At 48.4% G+C, this 22,304-nt stretch carries 23 protein-coding genes; 15 read left to right on the top strand and 8 right to left on the bottom strand.

Going from position 1 to position 22,304, the window contains the following annotated elements; translation table 11 throughout:
- Positions 1-115: 115 nt before the first annotated feature.
- Both EZV72_RS18805 and EZV72_RS18800 read right to left on the bottom strand, forming a co-directional pair.
- Positions 116-658 carry a tyrosine-type recombinase/integrase gene (locus EZV72_RS18805; protein WP_137167169.1) on the bottom strand — a complete coding sequence of 181 codons (543 nt, stop codon included), beginning with the start codon at positions 656-658 and terminating at the stop codon, positions 116-118.
- Positions 659-670: 12 nt separating this feature from the next.
- Complete coding sequence (locus EZV72_RS18800) at positions 671-1,075, bottom strand: phage integrase N-terminal SAM-like domain-containing protein (RefSeq protein WP_175405090.1); 405 nt, start codon at positions 1,073-1,075, stop codon at positions 671-673.
- A 541-nt stretch (positions 1,076-1,616) separates the two neighbouring features.
- Here EZV72_RS18800 and EZV72_RS10270 point away from each other — a divergent pair.
- The 9 genes from EZV72_RS10270 (at position 1,617) to EZV72_RS10230 (ending at position 5,314) form a co-directional block, all read left to right on the top strand.
- Entirely contained in the window at positions 1,617-1,835 is a 219-nt protein-coding gene (locus tag EZV72_RS10270) for a hypothetical protein (protein ID WP_137167167.1), read from the top strand.
- An 87-nt stretch (positions 1,836-1,922) separates the two neighbouring features.
- On the top strand, positions 1,923-2,288 hold the full coding sequence (locus tag EZV72_RS10265; RefSeq protein ID WP_137167166.1) for a hypothetical protein: 366 nt from the start codon (positions 1,923-1,925) through the stop codon (positions 2,286-2,288).
- Between the two features lie 132 nt (positions 2,289-2,420).
- Positions 2,421-2,825, top strand: coding sequence for a hypothetical protein (locus EZV72_RS10260; protein ID WP_137167165.1), 405 nt, complete (start codon positions 2,421-2,423; stop codon positions 2,823-2,825).
- Between the two features lie 100 nt (positions 2,826-2,925).
- Positions 2,926-3,321, top strand: coding sequence for a hypothetical protein (locus tag EZV72_RS10255; RefSeq protein ID WP_137167164.1), 396 nt, complete (start codon positions 2,926-2,928; stop codon positions 3,319-3,321).
- A gap of 212 nt (positions 3,322-3,533) precedes the next feature.
- Positions 3,534-3,788, top strand: coding sequence for a type II toxin-antitoxin system Phd/YefM family antitoxin (locus tag EZV72_RS10250; RefSeq protein ID WP_137167163.1), 255 nt, complete (start codon positions 3,534-3,536; stop codon positions 3,786-3,788).
- Positions 3,781-4,044, top strand: a complete 264-nt coding sequence (locus EZV72_RS10245; protein WP_137167162.1) for a Txe/YoeB family addiction module toxin — start codon at positions 3,781-3,783, stop codon at positions 4,042-4,044. Before EZV72_RS10250 ends, EZV72_RS10245 begins: the two co-directional genes overlap by 8 nt.
- 163 nt (positions 4,045-4,207) lie before the next feature.
- Positions 4,208-4,444 carry a DUF4160 domain-containing protein gene (locus EZV72_RS10240; RefSeq protein ID WP_137167161.1) on the top strand — a complete coding sequence of 79 codons (237 nt, stop codon included), beginning with the start codon at positions 4,208-4,210 and terminating at the stop codon, positions 4,442-4,444.
- Positions 4,425-4,691, top strand: coding sequence for a DUF2442 domain-containing protein (locus tag EZV72_RS10235; protein ID WP_137167160.1), 267 nt, complete (start codon positions 4,425-4,427; stop codon positions 4,689-4,691). The genes EZV72_RS10240 and EZV72_RS10235 overlap by 20 nt, the downstream gene beginning before the upstream one ends.
- A gap of 116 nt (positions 4,692-4,807) precedes the next feature.
- Positions 4,808-5,314, top strand: a complete 507-nt coding sequence (locus tag EZV72_RS10230) for an AAA family ATPase (protein WP_137167159.1) — start codon at positions 4,808-4,810, stop codon at positions 5,312-5,314.
- A gap of 868 nt (positions 5,315-6,182) precedes the next feature.
- Here EZV72_RS10230 and EZV72_RS10225 read toward each other — a convergent pair.
- Together EZV72_RS10225 and EZV72_RS10220 are read right to left on the bottom strand one after the other, a co-directional pair.
- Positions 6,183-8,384, bottom strand: coding sequence for a TonB-dependent receptor (locus EZV72_RS10225; protein WP_137167158.1), 2,202 nt, complete (start codon positions 8,382-8,384; stop codon positions 6,183-6,185).
- Positions 8,385-8,501: 117 nt separating this feature from the next.
- Positions 8,502-9,506 (bottom strand): GlxA family transcriptional regulator, encoded by a 1,005-nt coding sequence (locus EZV72_RS10220; protein ID WP_137167157.1) that lies wholly within the window; start codon positions 9,504-9,506, stop codon positions 8,502-8,504.
- Between the two features lie 159 nt (positions 9,507-9,665).
- Between EZV72_RS10220 and EZV72_RS10215 the strand changes: the two genes are divergently transcribed.
- From EZV72_RS10215 to EZV72_RS10205, 3 genes are all read left to right on the top strand, one after another.
- The gene (locus EZV72_RS10215; protein WP_137167156.1) at positions 9,666-10,664 is read left to right on the top strand and encodes an NADP-dependent oxidoreductase; all 999 of its coding nucleotides are present in this window, start codon (positions 9,666-9,668) and stop codon (positions 10,662-10,664) included.
- A gap of 22 nt (positions 10,665-10,686) precedes the next feature.
- A complete protein-coding gene (locus tag EZV72_RS10210; protein WP_137167155.1) occupies positions 10,687-11,448 on the top strand; it encodes an SDR family oxidoreductase in 762 nt (253 codons plus the stop codon).
- Positions 11,449-11,598: 150 nt separating this feature from the next.
- Positions 11,599-12,591: an ANTAR domain-containing protein gene (locus EZV72_RS10205; protein ID WP_137167154.1), complete on the top strand. Its 993-nt coding sequence runs from the start codon at positions 11,599-11,601 to the stop codon at positions 12,589-12,591.
- A 19-nt stretch (positions 12,592-12,610) separates the two neighbouring features.
- Here EZV72_RS10205 and EZV72_RS10200 read toward each other — a convergent pair whose 3' ends face one another.
- Both EZV72_RS10200 and EZV72_RS10195 read right to left on the bottom strand, forming a co-directional pair.
- A complete protein-coding gene (locus EZV72_RS10200; protein WP_137167153.1) occupies positions 12,611-13,801 on the bottom strand; it encodes an amino acid aminotransferase in 1,191 nt (396 codons plus the stop codon).
- Positions 13,802-13,918: 117 nt separating this feature from the next.
- Positions 13,919-14,686, bottom strand: coding sequence for an NRDE family protein (locus tag EZV72_RS10195; RefSeq protein WP_137167152.1), 768 nt, complete (start codon positions 14,684-14,686; stop codon positions 13,919-13,921).
- 206 nt (positions 14,687-14,892) lie between these two features.
- Here EZV72_RS10195 and EZV72_RS10190 point away from each other — a divergent pair, with 206 nt between their 5' ends.
- Positions 14,893-16,134, top strand: a complete 1,242-nt coding sequence (locus EZV72_RS10190) for a cystathionine gamma-synthase family protein (RefSeq protein WP_137167151.1) — start codon at positions 14,893-14,895, stop codon at positions 16,132-16,134.
- A gap of 47 nt (positions 16,135-16,181) precedes the next feature.
- Here EZV72_RS10190 and EZV72_RS10185 read toward each other — a convergent pair whose 3' ends face one another.
- Entirely contained in the window at positions 16,182-17,909 is a 1,728-nt protein-coding gene (locus tag EZV72_RS10185) for a M1 family metallopeptidase (RefSeq protein ID WP_137167150.1), read from the bottom strand.
- A gap of 452 nt (positions 17,910-18,361) precedes the next feature.
- On the opposite strand from EZV72_RS10185, the gene EZV72_RS10180 reads away from it, so the two are divergent.
- Complete coding sequence (locus EZV72_RS10180) at positions 18,362-18,961, top strand: FMN-dependent NADH-azoreductase (protein WP_137167149.1); 600 nt, start codon at positions 18,362-18,364, stop codon at positions 18,959-18,961.
- Positions 18,962-19,102: 141 nt separating this feature from the next.
- Here the strand turns inward: EZV72_RS10180 and EZV72_RS10175 are convergent, their stop codons facing one another.
- Positions 19,103-19,645: a glutathione peroxidase gene (locus tag EZV72_RS10175; protein ID WP_137167148.1), complete on the bottom strand. Its 543-nt coding sequence runs from the start codon at positions 19,643-19,645 to the stop codon at positions 19,103-19,105.
- 154 nt (positions 19,646-19,799) lie between these two features.
- Here EZV72_RS10175 and EZV72_RS10170 point away from each other — a divergent pair, with 154 nt between their 5' ends.
- Positions 19,800-22,292: a S9 family peptidase gene (locus tag EZV72_RS10170; RefSeq protein ID WP_137167147.1), complete on the top strand. Its 2,493-nt coding sequence runs from the start codon at positions 19,800-19,802 to the stop codon at positions 22,290-22,292.
- The last annotated feature ends 12 nt before the right edge of the window (positions 22,293-22,304 follow it).

The following is a 22,304-nucleotide window of genomic DNA, read 5'->3' as shown; positions in this document are numbered from 1 at the left end:
CTGCTAATGACAACACTGCCGTAAGTATAAGCAACACAGAACAGCAGGTGCTGGCATGCTTCAGTTGATACCCTGACTCAGTCATTGATACGTGTTTTGCGCTGTTTAATTATTTTTACCTATCCAAAGGGCTTGTTGTACCGGATGAGTGTTGACCAGTCACATGCGTATAGATTTGGGTTGTACGCAAATCATTGTGCCCAAGTAGTTCTTGCACTGTTCTTATATCAGCGCCTGAAAGAAGAAGTTGTGTTGCAAACGAATGCCGAAACGTATGCGCGGTTACGTGCTTTGTGACGCCTGCTTTTTTCACCGCTATACGTAAAGCTTTAGTTAATGCTGACCAATGCAAGTGGTGACGACAGTAGTAACCATCTACAGGATGTTGGCATCGAGTGGTAGACGGGGACAAGTACTGCCACTTAAACTCTCTGATTGCATACGGATACTTTCTGGCTAAGCCTGAGGGTAGACTGGTTTCACCACCACCTTCAGCAATATCACGTTGGTGAATGGCCCTGATTGACTCTATTTGCTTTTCCAGCGCGGGGACAAGACTATTTGGCAGCATAGTCACGCGATCTTTGCCCCCTTTGCCGCGAAATACAAATACGCTCTTGCCTGCAAAGTCGATATCTTTGACGCGTAATTTAAGCAACTCCGCTTTACGTCATCCACAACCATAAAGTAACGAAAAGGCCAGTTGATACTTCTCATTCATTTGACCAATGATATTAAGCGCTTCTGCATGACTAAGTACCGTGGGGACTCGCCTGGGCGCCCGGGCTCGCACAGTATCAGGCAGCAAGGTCAGTTCCCGCTCGAACACATGCTTGTACATAAACACGATGGCGCAAAGCGCTAGATTCTGAGTTGATGAAGTGACGTGGCGTTTAACAGCCAGATAAGTCAAAAAATCAGTCACCTCCTGCTCACTAAGATCTTTCGGATGGCGCTTTTTATTAAACAGAATAAAACGTTTAATCCACAACAGATAGGTCTTTTCTGTGTGGATAGAGTAGTGCTTGGTGCGCATAATATTGCGGATTTGTTCTAAAAAAGGGCTTTGACCCATGAGTATCTCCAATCTTGTGGTGTGTAATGACTGAGGACTCTCAGTAATGCGAATCATAAAGTTGGATTAACAGACTTGTACCCTGTACGGTTTGAGGGGTTTGGTACAGTTTAGCGTTTGTAATTACTGAGAAATCTCAGTAACGCGCAAGGAATTTACGACAAAATCATGCCGTAGGCTCCACCATTGTTAGAAATGGGGTATGATTTAAATATGAAATTAAAGAGAAGTCTCAGTAATACACGTCTTAAAACGGCGATCTTCAACACTGAAGCTTTCAGGTGATTGATATTAAAAAGAATATGAAGTTTTGTAGCATGAAACACATTGCGTGTTACTGTGAAGTCTTCATAATAAGATGTTAAGTGTCATAAGAATTATGTGCAATTGCCAAGAATTAAATGAATGTGTTGAAGCTCTTCCCACAAGGGATGAGTTCGTAGCAGGATTCAATAAACTTGATCATAGTTCCAAGCTTTGGGCTGAGCTATTTGCATGTGTTAGTTGCGGGCAGCACTGGATTGTAGAAGAAGGTGCGGAAATGGATCGTCGTTCCAATAAAGCTTTCAAGCTTGATGATCCAGAAAATTGGCTCAACCATGATACAAGTCCAGCGTTGGCTCAGTGGCTTATTTCCAAGCGCGGTGGTTTATCTGAACAACAATGTATCTATTCAGGTTGTAAGAAACAAGCATTAAAAAAAATGGTGGTTTGTGTCGAGCATGGGCATTCAGAGTACAAATGGACCACAAACACTTAACAAGCAAAGGCAGCATCGCCCTACGGGCTGGACGCGCTAACGCGCGCCGCTGCTTTGGGCGTTATGTGTCAGGAGTAACAATCAAGCATGGAAGAACTTTTTAAAAAATACACAGAGGCTTTTGACGCTTTTAACTCAGAGGCCATAGCGAGCCTTTATCGCCTTCCCTGTGCTATTTCAGACGCCGACGGCACTCAAACATTTACGGATAGACCTGCGCTTATTGAAAAGTTTGCGTTAAATTGTGAATCTATGCGCAACTTTGGCTATCAATACGCTCAGTTCAAAATTATGCAAGAGCAGCCACTTGGACAAGACAAAGTAGCAGTTACAATTGCTTGGCGTGTTAACGTTGGCAATTCAAATATAGACTTCCGTACCTTGTATGTCTGTCATTGTATAGACAACAAGTGGTTTATATTCAGCGCAAATGTATATCAAGGTAGTTTTTAGAAGTGCCACATAACAAAAAAATTAAGTCACTCACTTCGTTCGCTGGGACGCATACACGTGGGCTGCTTCGCATTTTAGCCCTCGCGTATGCGCCCCTTATTTAAAAGTTATGTGCCAATGGAAATTTGAATCATGGATGAAATATCAAAATATCATGAATTAGCCAAGGATGCAGGAAATCGGCTCAGGGCCTATATTTTATCTGTTTCATCTGGTGCCACAGGCGTGTTCTTCTTAGCGCTTACTAATAAAACAGATAAAAATCCTTTAGCGTGTTCTGAGAAGTGGCTTCTTTCAATAGCTTTGATAGCATTCGTTTTAACAGTAGTTTTGTGCTTGTATGAACTTCGCATAGACGCTAAACGTTTCTTCTCGTTAGCTAAAGAGTTAAACAAGCCAGAAAAAGAACGAAATTGGGATACAAATGAAAGCTTTAAGTCAAAACGCTACTGGCTAATTCATTCATCCTACGTAACCCTAGGTGTGGCAATTCTCTCAACCAGTGCTTACCTCGTAATAAACATCGTAGGCACATAACAAACCAAGTAAGCGGGACAATAACACGTGGGCTCCCGTCACTTCGTTCCGTATTATAGCCCACGTGTTATTGCCCCTTCTTGGGGCGTTAGCTGCAAATATGGAAACATTAATCTCAACAGTTGTTTTAATTTCTATTCCGTCTTTTCTTGCTGTGCGTCATTTCAACGAATATGGCATTTTTGACGACCCCAAGATTTGGGGGAGGGCTGAAAAAATAGCCTCTTTATTATTTGCGCTCTATTTGGGAATGATTTTAGTTTTGGGTAAATCAGGCATTTATTCCTTCTATGAACCAGTTTCGACTATTCGCGATCCACGCTTTATGTTTTTCTTTTTGTTTCCAAGCGTTGGCTTCGGTATTGCTATGTTTCCACGTGTAGCAGCAGAGTTCAGTCAAAACTACTTGCCTATGTTGCAATCTGATATGCTCAAGTACTTTAGTATTTATGGTTGGCTAATTATTGTCTGTTTAATATTAATAATTGCGGTTTAATCAGCATGTGCAGCTAACAAACAACTGTTGGCGCTCACTGCGTTCGCTGGGACATTAACACATGGGCTGCGCCACTTCGTTCCTAATTTTAGCCACGTGTTATTGCCCTAAGCTGGGCGTTAGCTGCCACGACTCAGAAATGTACAATATCCTGTACATGTGCTCATTCCCGATCTAAACTTGTTCCATATAATGTACAAGTGGTGATCAAAATGAGAATAGTCTCTTTTACCGAAGCACGAAATAGTCTAAAAGCCGTTTTGGACAACGTCATCAACGATGCAGATACAACAGTAATCACTCGTCGTGACTCTGAAGATGCTGTTGTAATGTCATTAGATTATTACAACAGTCTTATGGAAACTGTTCATCTACTTCGTTCTCCAGCGAACGCTGAACACTTAAATCGTTCAATAGCACAGTTTAAAGCGGCAAAAACGATCCAGCGAGAGCTTATCGATGAGTAACAGGTTGTTGTCATGGACTGACGAAGCTTGGAATAGTTACGTTTATTGGCAGACACAAGACAAGAAAATCTTAAAACGTATCAATAAGTTAATTTCAGATGTTAGTCGTTCTCCATTTGATGGAATTGGAAAACCGGAACCTCTCAAAGAAAATCTTTCATGTTTCTGGTCCCGCAGAATAGATGACACCAACCGTTTGGTATATGCCGTGGACGATACCGCAATTACGGTTATCTCTTGCCGTTACCATTACTAGTAGGTGGCCAGCTAACAATCAAGTTAAGTCGCTCGCGGGCTTGCTGGGACACAAACATGGCGGCTGTGTCGCTTCGCTCCGATTATAACCGCCATATTTGTCCCACTTATTCAGGTGTTATCTTCCAATTGGCATATGTGCTCTTCTGCGATAATCTTAGCGTATGCCGACAGTATTAAGATTAGGGCCTTATCGTTTCTTCTTTTATAGTAATGAAAACGGTGAACCCGCACACATTCATATTCAGCGAGAGAAGATGCTTGCTAAATTCTGGTTAAAGCCTGTTGCTCTAGCTAGCTCTACTCGTTTTCCACCTAAAGAGTTAAGAAAACTCGAGCAATTGGTGGTCGAAAATAAAGAAACATTTTTGGAGGCTTGGAATGGCTACTTTAGCAGTTGAACATCACCCTCTTGCCCACTCAGTTAGTTTTGACTCAGACTCACTTATTGTCAGTCTAATTGATGGCCGCACTCTTTCCGTTCCTTTAGCTTGGTTCCCATCGCTTTCATCTGCGACTGCAGATCAACTAAAAGATTGGGAGATTCTGGGTGATGGCGAAGGTATTCATTGGCCTCAATTGGACGAAGATTTAAGTGTTAATGGTCTACTTTGGGGCAATCATGCAAAGAAGATAACAAATCAATAAACACACTCACTGCGTTTGCTAGGACCCATACACGCGGGGTTGCTGCGCCATTATGCCCAACATGTCTGCCCCCGTTATTGGAAAGTTATGTTTCAAGGAGGAATCGATAAGGTCTTATGTTGTATATACTTGGCGGTCTGCCTGCGACAGGCAAAACTGAACTTTCAAAGTATTTGTCCTCCTCATTGGGTGCAGTCCATATTCGCATCGACACTATCGAACAAGAGTTGAAGAACGTTGGATTAAAAAAGTTGTATGACGAGGGCTATAAGATTGCTTTTGCTATTGCGTTAGAGAACCTAAAAAACGGTCTTTCTGTAGTAGCAGACTCAACCAATCCAGTTTTAGAATCTCGTGAAGCATGGATAAGCGTTGCAAATAAAGCATTATCACCTTTCACAGAAATCGAAGTCATCTGCTCTGATGAAAATGAACACAATGAGCGCGTCGAAAGAAGGCAAACGGATATTCCTAATCTTTTGCTTCCGTCGTGGGAAAGCGTGACTTCAAGGGATTATCATCCGTGGAAAACAGTACGTATTGTTATCGACACTGCGGGAAAAACGCCTGAACAAAGCAAAAAAGAGCTGAGTGAGTTACTTCGTATAAGTAATGAACCATAACAACGCAATAAACTGACTTACTTCGTTCGCTGGGACAGTAACACATGGGCTCTGTCGCATCGATCGGATTTTAGCCTATTTGTTACTGCGCCTTATATGGGTGTTATAAGCCATGAACATGCTGGATTTTTTGTTTTTTGCTTTAGAAATAATCCTTTACTTAGCTGCAATGCATCTTGTAGTTAAGTTACATAAAATCGTGAATTTGCGCTTTGGGTGGCCGAATCCACGTGGCATCGGCAATATACTTATTTGTTATTTGGTTTTCGCAATATTCATCGTCACGGCTATTCCTGTAACAATATTTTTCCCTTTATGGCTAAACTCCGTGTTTCAGGTAGCTCCCGATACTAAACACACAAGGGCTATATTTTTGCTATCTGGCAGTATTGTTTTAGGTTTACTGATGTGGGCGAACTACAGGTTTAAAAAACTGTGGCAATAATTAGCTGGGCTTAAAACAATCACATTAAGACGGCCGTAAGCTCCATGGGGCAGCACCAGGTGGGCTCTGTCGCTTCGCTCGAATTTTAGCCCCCGTGTTAATGCCCGCTACATCCACTATCGCGCTTTGTCACCGTTCAAGGGTCAACGCACTGATGGTCGGTTCACGTACAACGCTGTCGATGCTGTCCAATAGTAGGGAGCATGTTGCTCTGTTTTGGCTTTAGTCATTTATACAGGTAAGGTGAGCGGCTAACACGCACTCGGTCCACAAATGCCGAAAGCCTTACAGCACGACGTTTTTATGACCCAGGGTTAATTTATTAATGACGACGACAGAAGCGCCGCCGCGTGTTGTTACACATACAAAAACGCCGCGATAATTCGCGGCGTTTTTAAGCAGCTTTAACAGCCAGACACTGAATTAATAGAAAGACTTTTTAAACTCAATACCGATGATGCGCGGCTCGTTTATAATACCGGTCAGATTGTTAAAGTCGATAGCGCCTTTAACATTGTCTTCGTTGGTAATGTTACGGCCAAACAGGGCAATGCTGTAGCTGTCGGTGAAGTTTTCATAACCCAGACGCAGACCGCCTTCTACGTTGTCGTCGGTCTGGAATTCCACTGACTCGTACAGGAACAGGTTGGTTTCACCCTGGAAGGCCCAGTCGGTGAAGGCAAACAGTTCGCCATCGCTACCAAACGGAATGGCATAACGGGCTGTGAAGTTAAAGATAGTTTCCGGCGCTTGCGGGAACGGGTTGCCGTCCAGGCTGAAGTTACCGTTAGCGGCCACTGGATCCGTCACAGTACAGGAGAAACAACCGCCATTTGTCAGGGTGTCATCTTTAATCTCAGTATTGTTGTACGAGAAGCCCGCGGTCAGGGTCAGCGCTTCAGTGGCACGCCACTGCGCGTCCAGCTCGGCACCATAAGCCACACCTTCATCGGCATTGACCAGGGCAGTGAAGTTATTACCGCCACCAATAGCTGATAACTGCATATCATCTACGGTGTAGTAGAAGATAGCACCGTTTAAGCGTACCGTACGGTCAAGCAGGTCAGACTTAAAGCCAACTTCAAACGAGTTGATGGTTTCAGCATCTGCCACTGACGGGGTTCCGCCAAAGACCACATCACGGCCCTGAATAGTCTGGGCACGGAAACCGTTAGAGTAACGGGCAAACACAGAGAAGTCGCGGGTCACGCGATAGTTAGTGCTCAGCTCGTAGCTCATCTGGCCATCGTCGATATCAATCGGTGCAACATCGTTGAAGTCTGTACGCAGTGATTTTTCATCGTGGGTGTAACGTAAACCCGCGGTGATATCCCACTTATCAGACAAATCATAAGTGGTTTGCCCGAATACAGCCCAGGTTTTGTTGTCATGGCTGACGGTGGCTTGTGCAAAACCAGCATTCGTCAGTACATCAAATGAGGAGTCAAAGAAGAAACCGCCCACTTGCCAGCTTAGTTCGTCGTTGCCCAGACTGGCCAGACGTACTTCCTGAGTGAACTGCTTCAAATCATCCAGGTTATCCTGAGTGGCAGACGGAAACGGAATAAATCCTGAGTTTTCTGTCTCACCAACGCCGGCGCCACCATCGATATCACCCAGGCTGAAGCCTTCGGCGGTTTCAATAGCAGAGATAGAGGTCAGCTCAACGCTGTCAAATGCATAGGTCAGTTTCAGTGATGAACCAAAACCGTCATAAGACTGCGGATTGTTGTCCACACCGTTACCGTCGATATCGCCGTCGTAGTACACCACATCACGGTCATAATTGCTGTTCAGGTCGTTACTGCCGGCATTAAATACGTTGGCGCGGAAAATTGACGCGGTGCCATCTATTGAGCGGCCATGCACATTTAACAGCGCAGAAAAGCGGTCATTCGGCTCGAACAATAACTGACCACGCCACGCGCGCTCATCAAACCCGCCAATCACATCTTCCTGACCAGTAAAACCATTGTCGATGTAGTTACTGCGGTGCTGAGACAAGACCGAGAAACGGCCTGACAAATCATCAGTCAGTGCGCCGCCAACAGCGCCTTCAATATTCACGGTATCAAATGTGCCGTAACTCAGCTTCGTGTAGGCATCAAAGTCCTGACCCGGTTTTACAGTGTCAAACTTCACAATACCTGCGGTGGTGTTACGTCCGAACAGGGTTCCCTGCGGGCCGCGTAAAACCTCAACCTGCTGAACATCAAACAGGGGGAAGCTTTTCAGGATAACATTTTCCATCACCACTTCGTCCATGATGATAGAAACCGGCTGAGAGGCCGCCAGGTCAAAGTCGGTATTGCCCAGACCACGAATATAGAAACGCGGTGCAACACGGCCATTTGACGATTCTGCGTATAAGCCAGGTACACGTACCGCTAATTCCAGAATGTCGCCGCCGCCGGCAAATAAGCTATCGAATTTTTCGCCGCTGAGGGTGGCGATAGAGATAGGAACTTCCTGAATGGATTGGGTGCGTTTTTGTGCAGTAACGGTGATTTGTTCCAGAGACGTGTCTTTTTGTTGTTGTGTCGTCCCGTCGTCCTGTGCCAGTGCGGCACCACTTAACGCTGTACTGATAGCCAGCGCAAGCGAGGCAATACGATGTGTTTTCATTTGTCCACCAAGTGTGAAGGTAAAAAATTTTTTGTCGTTATTGTTGCAGTCTACTGAACGGACCGCTCGCGGCGCGATAGTTTACTGGCTTTTTCAAAATTTTATATGACATTTTTATTACAAGATGCCATTAGCTTTGAATCTTGAGCGATATTCGGAAGGTGAACAACCCGTCTTTCGTTTAAATAAACGCGAAAAGGAGCTGGCATCCTCGTATCCGATTTCGCTTAGAATTTGATCCATCGTGTAGTTTTTAGTCTCTAACAACTTGCGCGCCTGGTCAACCTTAAGTTGTTGAATATACTGACCAGGAGTGAATCCTGTAGCATTTCTAAAGCGGCGGTTAAGAGTGCGTGAAGTCAGGTTAAACCGTGTTGCCAGCTCATCCACACCGGGCAGGGACTGAATGTCCTGATTTAAAAAATTCTGAATCGAATGAATCAGCGAATCGTGATGCTGCTGTTGCTGGCGGCTGCCGGCATAAAACGACTGACTCAGCCGCGGTAAGTCCAGCACATGGGCCTTGGCTGTTTCCCGGGCCGTATGGGCACCGGCGTAGCGTTCAATAAACAGCAGCGCCAGATCAATCCAGGCCATGCCGCCGCCAGCACAAAACAGCCGGTCGTGAACAGTATGCAGCTTATCACTGTGCAGCTCCACCTGCGGAAAGCGTTGCATAAATTCATCGGCAAGCCCCCAGTGCGTGGTGGCCTGCCGGTGGTCCAGTACACCGGCCTGTGCCAGCAAAAACACACCGGTACAGTTGGCCGCAATATCGGTGTTCTGGCCAGCAAAATACCTTAACAGCGGGTACAGTGACTGTTCGTTACGCAGCACCTGATCAATAGCCCCGCCAATCGTGGGTATCAGTAAGATATCGGGGGCGAGTTCGGTAGTCAGCGGTCCGCTGCTTTTTAATATCATGCCGTTGGCGCAGCGAATATCAGCCCCGGTGGCCGATACCAGGCTGACTGAAAATACCGGCGCTTTTGGCGCATGATGAATACGCTGCCAAGTCACCCCGGCCTGGGCAAATAAGTCAAAAGCGCCGGAAATCGTTGATGCCAGAGCTTGGTCAAATCCGTAAATCACAACATTGGCAGGGCGGGTATCAGGGCACATAGAATCTCTCCATAGACGACTATAACAAAACCGAATGGTTGTCACTAATGACCAACATTGTGTCATTTTTGACAGTCATTTCAAGGTCAGACCTGTGCCACAATAATTTAACATTCACGCCGATATCGGCATTGCCTTACACAGGGTTAGGGAGAAGATATGAAGAATAAACAATGGTTACTGGCTTCGCGCCCACACGGTGAACCGACCCGCGAAAACTGGGAATTTAAAGAAACAGACAGTGCTGAAACCGGCGCGGGTCAGATCAAGGTCAAGGTTGAGTATATATCGCTGGACCCGGCCATGCGAGGCTGGATGAATGAAGGCAAGTCTTACATTGAGCCGGTGCAGCTGGGCGATGTAATGCGGGCCGGCGCAGTAGGTGAGGTACTGGAGTCTAACAGTGATGAATTTGCTGTGGGTGACAAGGTCTATGGCAACTTTGGCGTGCAGACGATTGCGGTGTCTGACACCAAGGGCGTGCATAAGGTAGATCCGGCACTGGCGCCACTGGAGCGTTATCTGGGCGTACTGGGCATGCCGGGCATGACCGCTTATTTTGGACTACTGAAAACCGGTTTACCTGAAGCGGGCGAAACTGTAGTGGTATCTGGCGCAGCCGGTGCTGTAGGCGGCGTGGTCGGCCAAATCGCTAAAATTAAGGGCTGCCGGGTTGTCGGTATTGCCGGTGGGGCGGATAAATGCGGTTATGTGGTGAACGAACTGGGTTTTGATGCGGCCATTGATTACAAAAATGAAAGCGTGCATGCGGGCTTAAAAGAACACTGCCCGGATGGCGTGGATGTGTATTTTGATAATGTGGGTGGCGATATTCTGGATGCGGTGTTAACCCGTATCAACCTGAAAGCCCGTATCGTGATTTGCGGGGCTATCAGTCAGTACAACAACACCAGTGCGGTAAAAGGCCCGGCCAATTATCTGTCGCTGCTGGTTAACCGTGCCCGCATGGAAGGCATTGTGGTGTTTGATAACGCCAGACATTACGGCGAAGCCGCTAAAGAAATGGCAGGCTGGATTCAGCAAGGCAAACTAAAAGCCAAAGAACATGTGGAAAGCGGTATTGAGAACTTCCCTGAAACGCTGATGATGCTGTTTAAAGGGGAAAACTTTGGCAAGCTGGTGTTGAAATTCGACTAGCCTGAGACAAGGAAAGCCTGCAATGAAAAACTTATTCGATCTTTCAGGAAAAGTGGCACTGGTTACCGGTGCAAGTCGGGGAATTGGTGAGTCCATTGCTCACCTGCTGGCCCAGTATGGTGCCCACGTGATTGTTTCAAGCCGCAAACAGGAAGCCTGTGAGACTGTGGCTGCCAGCATTCGGGATGCGGGCGGCAAGGCCACGGCGTTTGCCTGCCATGTAGGTGAGATGGCGCAGATTGAAGCGGTCTTTGAGCATGTTAAACAAGCCCATGGCCAGCTGGATATTCTGGTGAACAATGCGGCGGCCAATCCTTACTTCGGACATATTCTGGATACCGATATGGCGGCTTATGAAAAAACCGTGGATGTGAATATTCGTGGTTATTTTTTCATGTCAGTGGCCGCGGGCAAAATGATGCGCGAGCAGGGCGGTGGCGTGATCTTAAACACCGCATCGGTAAACGGGGTGGTGCCTGGCGATATGCAGGGCATTTACTCAATCACCAAGGCGGCGGTAATCAGTATGACCAAATCATTTGCTAAAGAATGTGGTCAGCACAATATCCGCGTCAATGCTTTACTGCCTGGCCTGACGGATACCAAATTTGCCTCAGCGCTGACCTCTAACGAGAAGATTCTTAAAGGCGCGTTAACCCAGATCCCACTGGGCCGGGTGGCGGACCCGGACGAAATGGCCGGCACTGTATTGTATCTGGTGTCCGATGCTTCCAGCTATACCACCGGGGCGTCGGTTATCGTGGATGGCGGATTACTGGTGTAATAACACCTGGCTGAACCTGAAAAAAAGCTGCATCTGTTTGCGGCTTTTTTTATGCGTGCTTTTCAGGGGATTAAATTTCAGCAAATGCGCCGGTTTCCAACTATAACTATTAAGTATTAACTTTTTTTCATCGTCAGGGGGAAGCAAAGGATGCTTAATTTATTGCTGATTGAGCCGGATGACATTCAGGCTGACATTTTTGAAATGGCGTTGGATGAGTATTTTTCTATTACCCGGGTGGCAGATTTTAATGCCGCGACCCCGCTCATTACACAAAGCGATATCGTGATTAGTGTGTTTGCGGTGGGCGGTGAAAAGGTCACCGGGTTACACCGCTATTTTAACAATACCGAGGCTGGCGCATCACCGGTGCTGCTTGTGGTGACCGACGATTCCCGCGAAGCCAGTATGATCGAGGCGTATAACCACGGTGCCTCGTTTTATATTACCAAACCGTATAAGGTGATTCAGTTCACCGAGTCGGTACTGGCGGTAAAAAATCAGATAGAAACCTTAGGGCAAATGCGCCGGGACCGGGAGGAAACTGCGCTATCGACTCAGGAAGCTATTCATCAGTGCCGGATATACGGCATGGGCATGGATTTGGCGGCATCGCTGGTCACCACCGATAGCATGACACTGCTGAGCAAAAAAATACTCAGTACGTTAACGCTCAACGGTATTCACTGCGCCCTGGAGTTTCGTGATCTGGACCAGCAGCATCAGTTCAACTGTGATGATCGCGACTGTGAGGATAATCTGGCGGAAACCTTTGCCGTACTTAAGAATCAGGGCACCTGCTATCGATTCGGGCGGCGCTGTATCATCAATGAAGGGGATGTGTCGTTACTGATAAAACATGTGGCACATAGTGAAGAGGCGTTATACGAAACGATTATCGATGTGTGTGTGAAAACCCTTATCATTGCCCACGCTCATTATTGTCAGTTACGTCATAAACAGGCCTTGCAGGAAACACAGCTGGCGGTGCTTGAACTGATTAACGCGCAGGATACGCAAACCGGCGAACGGGGTTTGAAACAACTGGCCGGACGGCTGGATAAAACCGTGTCGGGAATGTCTGAGTGGTCTGAAAAAAAAGCGCCGGGCGGAGCCCGGCTACTTGATATGGAACGTTTTTAAACTGAGGGCATCCTCAATATTACAGTACCGACACCAGGGCTTTAGCCAGTGCATCAACATTGTGCTGGTTAATACCGGCAATATTCACGCGGCTTGAGTCAACAAAATAAACGCTGTGCTTGGCACGTACTTCACGGACCTGTTCTGGCGAAATACACAAGAAGGAGAACATGCCTTTTTGGGTATTTAAGAAGCTGAAATCTTTATCAGCGCCGTTTTCTTCCAGTTTATCAACCAGCATAGCGCGCAGGGTTTGCATACGATTACGCATGCTGTTGACTTCACCAACCCATTCCTGCTTTAACGCCACATCTGACAGAATAATGTCAACCAGCGCACCGCCGTAGCTAGGCGGCATAGAATAAATGCCGCGGGCAACAGACTGGATCTGACCCTGAGCAATTTTCTTAATCTGGCTGGTTTCGGTGATGATGGCTGCTAAGCCAACACGCTCGCGGTACAGGCCAAAGTTTTTGCTGCATGATGCGGCAATAATGACTTCTGGCAGGTTTTCTGCCAGCAGGCGAATACCATAGGCATCTTCTTCAAGACCGTCACCAAAACCCAGGTAAGCCACGTCCAGGAACGGCAGGAAGCCACGCTCCTGAGCCAGCTCAAGCACCGCATCCCACTGCGCGTTGGTCAGGTCTGCACCGGTTGGGTTATGGCAGCAGCCATGCAGCAGTACCACATCACCTTTACCCGCTTCTTTTAACTTGTCCATCATGGCGTCAAAGCGAATGCTGGCAGTGTCTTTATCAAAGTACGGGTAGGTTTCAAGCTTCAGACCGGCAGAGCCAATCAAAGGAATGTGATTGGCCCAGGTTGGATCGCTGACAAATACCCGCGCATTGTCACTGCACCGTGCCAGTAGCTCCGATAAAATACGCAGAGCGCCACAACCACCGGGTGCCTGAACAGCTGCCACGCGGTCTGCCAGCATGACCTGACTGCCTTCACCTAACAATAGCGTTAGCATATTGTCGATGTAGCCCTGATGACCCTGTGGCGTAATATAAGTTTTGCTGGTTTCGCGCTCCAGCAGAATATTCTGGGCTTTGGCGACCGACGTCATAATCGGTGTATTACCTTGCTCGTCCTTATAAACACCTACGCCCAAATCAATCTTGGCGTCGTTGGTATCTTCTTTATAAGCGGCAGACAAACCCAGAATCGGATCTGGTTCTAAATGGGGTAATACTTCAAACACGATAGTTCCTCACGTTGCGTGAATTTAAGCGAGGCTGGCATTATGCCATCAGTGTTGAAAAATACGAGACCCGATTCTCAATTAATCAGAATATTTTTGAATAATTATGCAAAAATATTAATTAAACTGAAAGTGTGCCCGAGACTGGTCAGCCACACTGCCATCGGGTAAATAGGTTTGTTCAGACCAGATAGCTGTGCCGTCTCGCTTTACCAGTAACAGGGTCGATGCACGGGTGCCATAATCCTGGGAACGAATAAATATGGGAGATAACCGTTTTTCCCACTTCTTTTCAATGCCGGTATCCGGCAGGGCCTCGTCCGGGGCCGGGGTGTCATCCTGCAACAGACGGAACAGGTCCTGCTCGTTTAAGGTGGGCTGAAACGCGCAATATTCACTCAGTGCGGCAACCCCGCGGGACACTTTTGGCCATGGCGCATTAAGACTGGCATTAGACAGGCCATGCACACCGGCTGTCACCGGCTCATGCCGGCCACTGTGATTGTTATAAACCTGCAATGATTGCCAGGTGCCATACAGCAGATTAAAGCCATTGTAATCAGCGCGATGCTGATGCATCTGCGCGGTAAACTGTTCGTCGCTGTCTGGGCTGGTCAGGTAGTTAAGTACCAGATGGCCGCGACTGATGGCGTCCTGTTTGTCACTGCCGGGTTTGCGGATGTTGGTCAGTGCACTGATTCGCCCGCCCCGGGTAACGCCCATCCAGGTGCCGCCGGCCTGTAAGTCTTTACCGGCAAAAATGGGAGGGTGGGAAGACCAGATATGCGAGCCCTGAGTGGGTCTGGCATGAAACTCGTCGCGGTTGGCGGCGATAATCAGCGGATAATCTTTACGCTGCTGACTGGCGATAAACAAAATACACATTGGCGACTACTTCTCCCCTTGCCTGGTGTAAATTTTATATAAAGCATACGGCGTAGTTCAGATCAGTATAAAACCAATGAATGAGTCTGCGCGCTCATCCCGTTTCGGGCGCCTGCATAATTATTTCATTGGTTAAACAACCGCACCGAAATATGCTAGTGTTGCCTACCTGCCTTATCTTAATATCTACAATCGGAGCGACTTACGTGAGTAAACAGGGCTTTACCACCCGTCAGGTGCATGCTGATCGCCTGCTTAATTCACCGGAAAACGGTGCTGTTCATACCGCCTCTACCAATTCTGTGCTATTCGAATTTACCGACGCACAGGGCATTATTGATGTTTTCCAGGGCAAACAGGCCGGCCATGTTTATGGACGCTCGTCTTCTAATTCAGCCATGGCGCTGTCGAATCAGATTAATGCACTGGAAGGCGGGATCGGTGCGGTGTGCTTTGCCACTGGCATGGCTGCCATCAGCTCTGTATTTTTATCGTTATTTAAACACGGCGATCACGTAATTGTGAGCCAGTATCTGTTTGGTAATACCCGTAGCCTGATGAATACGCTGATGGACATGGGTATTCAAATCAGCTTTGTTGATGTGACCTCGCTGGAAAATATCAAAGATGCCTATCAGCCTAATACCCGGGCTGTATTCACCGAAACCGTGGCCAATCCGGTGACGCAGGTGGCGGATATTCAGGGCATTGGCCGCTATTGTGAAGAGCGGGGCATTCCGCTGATCGTGGATAATACCATGACGCCGCCACCGTTATTTGATGCCAAAGCAGCCGGCGCCAGTCTGGTTACCACCTCACTGACCAAATATGTGGCCGGTCACGGCAATGTACTGGGCGGCGCGGTCATCGACACCGGCCTGTACGACTGGCAGCAGTTTGCTAACATCAAACCGGCTTATCAGGTGGCAGATACCCGCCAGTGGGGGCTGACCCAGATTAAGAAAAAAGGCCTTAGGGATATGGGCGCGACCCTGACACCTGATGCCGCGCATAAAATTGCGGTGGGTATGGAAACACTGGCGCTGCGTATGGCCAAAGCCTGCGACAATGCAGCAAGACTTGCCACGCTGCTGGATAATCATGCGCAGGTTGAGCGGGTGTTTTATCCGGGACTGGCGGACCACCCTCAGCATTTTATGGCCAGAGAACAGTTAAGCGGCGGTTATGGCGCAATTTTGAGTCTGGATTTGAAAGCCGGTATTGACCCGGTCGACTTTTTAAACAAGCTTAAGCTGGTGATATGCGCGACCCATCTGGGCGACACCCGGACACTGGCACTGCCGGTAGCACCGACGATTTTCTTTGAAAACGGCCCGCAGGAACGGGCAAAAATGGGGATTTCAGAAACCATGATCCGGGTTTCTGTGGGCATTGAAGATATTGATGATCTGGTAGAAGACTTCCGTCAGGCGCTTGACCAGTATTAACCATGCAGGCGGGTCACTGGCAGTGACCCGCTGCTATGCACTTTACGTTACTTCTTTTTATTTTCTTTCTGAGTTTGTTCGTAATCCTTTAGATCTTCATAGCGCTGGTCATAGCGCAGCACTTTACTCAGCGGATCAATAATCACCACATGTTTAGGGCTGACTGTAATAGTTTGCGGCTGACGCATATCCAGCGTGGTGATATCACCGTTTACGCTGACATCCAGCGGCATGGGAAAAGGCAGGTCGCCTTCGGTCTGCCATTCCAGGCGCAACTGATTGCGGGTACGCTGACTAATCACTTCTGGCAGCGAGGCGTGATACAGATACACATCAAAAAACCAGCGGTAATCCTGTCCTGTTTGCTGGTTAACGATATCAATAAAGTCCTGGGTATTAAGATAAACCGGTGAAAAATTACCCGGCTCAGGGTCGGGGCGCCCGTATACCGCCTGCGTCACCGCAGCAAAAAAGTGACCATCGCCAATCAGCTGACGCAGGGTGTGCATCACCCAGGCCCCTTTATAATAAATGTCCAACCCCGGGCCATCCTCATAAACCTGCTCTTCAGAACGGGTCTGCCCGCTGACAATAGGCACATCATTTATCAGCGGTTTGCGGATTTTGTTCAAATAGGCCATGTAAGCCAGCTCGCCATGCAGGTACTGGGCATACAAGGGTTGCATGTAGGTCCCTAAGCCTTCATGCAGCCACATGTCATCCCAGTCTTTGTTGGTCAGCTGATTACCAAACCATTCATGGGCAAATTCATGCTGCATCAGCCAGTCAAAGCCGTACTCGTCTTTTTCGTAGTTATTGCCATAGGCGTTAATGGTCTGATGTTCCATGCCCTTGTGTGGGGTTTGTACCACCCCGACTTTGTCATCGGCAAACGGGTAGGGACCAATCAGCTTTTCAAAAAAAGCCAGCATGGCGGGCAGCTCATCAAACAAGCCTTGTGCCTGTGCTTTTTCGTTTTCATCGCTGGCCAGATAGTAATAGGTGATGGGAAAGCGATTACCGTACATGCTGCGATATTGGGAGGTCAGTGTTTTGTACGGCGCAATATTCAGGGCTACCCCGTACGTGTTAGTGGGCGTGCTGGTTTTCCAGTGATAGGTATGGGCAGACTCCTGCTCGGCTACATCCACCAGTTTACCGTTACTCGCAGCCACCAGATTTTTGGGCACGGTAATGTGAATATCCATCGACTGGGGCTCGCCAAATGGCTGATCGACACAAGGCCAGAATAAATCACAGCCTTCGCCCTGCACCGCGGTGGCCAGCCAGGGTTCACCGTCATCAGTGGTATTCCACATTACACCGCCATCCCACGGCGCATTGACCGGTTTACGCGGGCGACCCACATATTTAATTTTTACGCTGAGCGGAAACTGAATCGCCTGCTGTGGAGTAATGAGCAGCTGACCGTCAGGGTTTTTAACATTTCCCGGCGGGACCTGCTTGCCATTGAGCCATACGCCTTCCACTTCAAAGCGAGTGTCCAGATCAACCGACAGGGTACGCTTGCGGCGTTCGCTGTTCAGGGTGAGTTCGGTCGTGCCGTAGAGCACCTGCCGTTTAAAATCGAAATTGAACCACAGTTCCGCATGTTCTACCGTCAGGCCCCGTTGCAGAGGCGGTGTCTGTCCGCCGGTTTTCAGGGTGTAGGGCGTAGACAGCTCGCGGGTTGGCTGACCTTTCACCACCGGGTCACGGGTGGCGCAGCCGCTTAGTATTATCAGTGGAATAAGGCCTGCAGCCAGTCTTCGCATGACATTTCCTGTATGTTGTTATTATTAACGTTTCTTTCCGCTATGATGACGAATTTTGCGAACAGGGTATAGTCTGGCGCGATAAATCGTAATTTTAGCTGGATTAAACGGCGTACCTGCTTGTTTTACCGTACTTTTATTATCTCACGTAACATCTTCCGCTAACACGACAAGATTTGTAAATGGCGCGTTAAAAAAACGGCAGACAAGCCCCGGTAGCAGTGTTATTATCATAAAGCAAAGTGCGTAGGCTCCGAATAAACATCTGGTCGGGTTACTCTCTGTTTTGGCGAACTTCAGTATACTTTCCCGGTGGGAGCCTCACACTTGCAACCTGCTTTAAATTCTAAAATAACGAACGCTCATATCACTTCTTTGCCATTTTTTTTATTTACCTGCTTTTTTACAATGCCAACCGTCAAACAACTTACAGCAACCACAAGAGGTGTGTTATGTCGACGGTGTTAGTAATCAATACCAGCCTGAACCATGCAGAAGGTAACTCCAGCAAGCTAACTCAGAAATACGTGGACACGCTGGCCAAGCAGCCTGACGTGCAGATTGTAGAACGCAACCTGGCTGAGGATGCTCTGCCACATTTAAGCGGTGTTGAAATGGGGGCATGGATGACACCGGCCGAAGAGCGTACCGAAGAGCAAAAAGCGTTAGCGGCACTTTCTGATAACCTGGTGGAGGAATTTCAGCAGGCAGATGAGGTTGTAATTGGTGTACCTATGTACAACTTTGGTATTCCATCAGTGCTCAAAGCGTGGATTGATCGTGTTGCCCGTGCAGGTATTACGTTCAGATATACCGAAAACGGCCCGGTTGGTTTAGTAGAAGGCAAGCGTGTTACCGTTCTGGCAGCGCGGGGCGGACAATATCAGGGATCTGAATTTGATACCCAGACACCGTACCTGACGCATTTCTTTGGTTTTATCGGTATCACCGATGTACGTTTTGTGTACGCAGAAGGTCTGGCTATGGGCTCTGAGGTGGCAGATAGCGCTTTTTCGTCGGCTAATGAAAAAATTATTGAACTAATCGGATAAGTCACTGACTAAATTTATGCAGTTAGCAAAAAAGCGGTGTCTGGCACGCGTCAGACAGTGTTTGTTTTCATGCTAAAGTGTGTTCCAAGTTGAGTGTGCTTGATTGCCCCGCCGGATGCGGGGCTTTTTTTTGCCCGAACATCAGGAATCGAGCAGAGTTTCTACCCGCTTGACAAGCGCCGGATCCGTGGGAGTGACGCTGGCCGGATAATGCTCCAGAATATTGCCGCTGCTATCAATCAGGTATTTATTGAAATTCCATCCCGGCGCCTCACCGGTGGCCCGTTTGAGCATCTGATACAGAGGATCGGCGTCATCGCCGCGCACATGAGTAGGTTCAAACATCGGAAACTTCACGCCGTAAGTCAGTTCACATAATTGGGCGGTTTTTTCTTCATTATCCGCCTCCTGATTAAAGTCATGCGAAGGAAAGCCCAGAATCACCAGACCGTGGTCACGGTATTTTTCATACATGGCTTCCAGACCTTCAAACTGGGGTGTGTACCCACAATAGCTGGCCGTGTTGACCACCAACAGTGTTTTGCCCTGATAAGCCTGACATAAATTTACTGTTTCCTGAGAATTGAGTTTGCGTTTCACAAACTTTAATACCGAAGGACAGTCCTGGGCGAGCACTGAGCTACTTAACAGGCACAAGCCCACCGCGGCGAGACGTTTTTTCATCAGAAGATTCCTTGTTTATGTGAGCGGGCCAGCGTGGTTTACGTTTTGTTTATAAGATAGTTGCAACAACAAAACAGACGACACTTGACCAGCACAAAGTGACCCTGCGTATAATGGCCTATGTTCGTATAACAAACTATAAAAGATTCACGACATGAAAAAACTATCATCATTGCTGCTGGCATCTGCGGTTGCCGCTGCATTGTCTGGCTGTGCGGCTACCGCGCCGCAAACCTCATCAAGCTCCCCTGACACAGCGCCAACCCGTCAGCCGGAAAAAGTGGTCACCCCGGTCGCCGATGTTAATCCGGCTGCGGCGGGTCAGATCACACTGAAACAAATTATGTCTGATCCACAGTGGCTGGGCCGCCAGCCAGAGCATGCCCGCTTCTCGGTCGATGGCAGTCAGGTTGTTTATGACCGTCAGCGTCAGAACAGCCGCCTGCAGGATGTGTATGCCGCCGCTATTACCTCGCCGCAACAGGCCCAACAGGTTTCGCTGGATGCGTTACAACATGTCAGTTATGAAGAGAAGGCGGTGAGTCAGGACGGTCAGACCATCGCCTATCGCTATAAAGACAGCGTTTTTGTCAGGTTTGCTTATGGCAAAACAGTTCAGTTGACCCGGGGGGGCGCCCCACTTAAAAAACTGACCTTTATGACCGACGGGCGCCTGATGGGTCTGACCGGCAATAAAGCCATTGCTATTGATCTTCGCACCGGTCAGCGTGAACAGTTGCTGCACTGGGAGTTTGCAGAACAGCCTGAAGTGGTCAAAGCCCCGGAGGATTATATTGCCGGCGAGCAGGTGTCGCTGATGCAGTATATTGCCCGCCAGCGCAGCGACCGCCAGGCACAGGCTGATCAGGATGAGCAAATTGCCAGAGTCAATCCGGCGGTGGCGCCATCAACCGTGTATTTGTCGCCTGACCAGCAACTGGTCGCGGTGTCGGTGTCGCCTAAAGGTGATAAAGCTATCATTGCAACGACTAAAAAAGGCGAATGGCGTGGTGAAAACGACATCATGCCTCACTACATTCAGGAAGACAGCCGGATTGCAGCAAAACCGGTGCGCCCCAGAGTGGCGGATGCCGAACCGGAAAATCACGACCTGTGGCTGGTGGATTTAAACACGGCCACCAAACAGCCGTTATCGTTTGTCTCTTTACCGGGTTATAACGAAGATGTGCTGGCAGAAGTGAAGGCTGAAAACGCCAAAGCCAATGGCGAGACTTATCAGGTCAACCGGTTACCCCGCGACATCACCCTGCTGGAAAGCTGGTACTGGACTGAGCCATCCATTCGCTGGCACGACAATGGCGAACAGGTGGCTGTCATGCTCGAAGCCTGGGATAACAAAGACCGCTGGATTGCCACTGTGGATCTGGATGAGGCCAAACTGGTGTCGCAAAATCGCCTGCATGACGATGCCTGGATAAACTACCGGTTTAATCAGTTCGGCTGGCTGCATAACAGTGAAACCCTGTATTATCAGTCTGAACAGTCCGGTTATGCGCATCTGTATACCCAGGTTCCCGGTCAGGCGCCGCAGGCCCTGACCCAGGGGCAGTTTATTACAGACAACCCCACGCTGACCCGCAATGACGACTATCTGTACTATCAGGCGAATAAAAAACATCCGGGCATTTATGAGATTTACCGGGTCAATCTGAAAAGCGGCCAGAATGAAGCGCTGACTGACCTTGATGGGATGACAGAATATACCCTGTCGCCTGACGAGCAGACCTTGCTGTTAACCCACAGTAAGGTCACTACACCGCCTGAGCTGTATATTAAGCCGGCTGATACCACCACCGGTGCCAGCAAAATTACCGATACTGTCAGTGAGCAGTTTAAAGCGTTGCCGTGGGCGCAGCCTCAGGTGGTAGCGATTGAATCATCACATACCAGCCAGCCAATCTATGCCCGGGTGTATTTGCCTGAAGGGGTAGAGCAGGGCGATGCGCACAAGGCGGTGGTGTTTAATCACGGTGCCGGCTATCTGCAAAATGCGCACATGGGCTGGTCAGGGTATTTCCGTGAATTTATGTTCCACAGCATGCTGGTACAACAGGGCTATGTGGTTATGGATATGGATTACCGGGCATCCGCCGGATATGGCCGGGACTGGCGTACGGCCATTTACCGCCAGATGGGAACACCTGAGGTGCAGGATTTACGGGACGGCGTTGACTGGCTGGTAGACAATGCCAATGTGGATCGTAACCGTATTGGCACCTACGGCGGCTCCTACGGTGGCTTTTTGACCTTTATGTCGATGTTTACCGCACCGGATTTGTTTGCTGCCGGTGCAGCACTGCGTCCGGTTACTGACTGGGCTCATTACAACACGCCGTATACCGCGAACATTCTCAATACGCCTGAGACTGACCCGATAGCCTATGAACGCAGTTCGCCCATTTACTTTGCCGAAGGTTTGCAAAAGCCATTGCTTATCAACGCCCCCATGGTGGACGACAATGTGTTTTTCCAGGACTCGGTACGCCTGGTTCAGCGGTTGATCGAGCTGGAAAAAGAAGATTTTGAAACGGCTATTTATCCGGTTGAGCCCCATGGCTTTGTACAGCCCAGCTCATGGCTGGACGAGTACCGTCGGATTTATAAATTATTCGAACAAAACCTGTAATAGCACGCCGGC

The organism is Salinimonas lutimaris (genome assembly GCF_005222225.1).
GTDB lineage: Bacteria > Pseudomonadota > Gammaproteobacteria > Enterobacterales > Alteromonadaceae > Alteromonas > Alteromonas lutimaris.
This window is presented reverse-complemented; position numbering and strand designations above follow the sequence as displayed.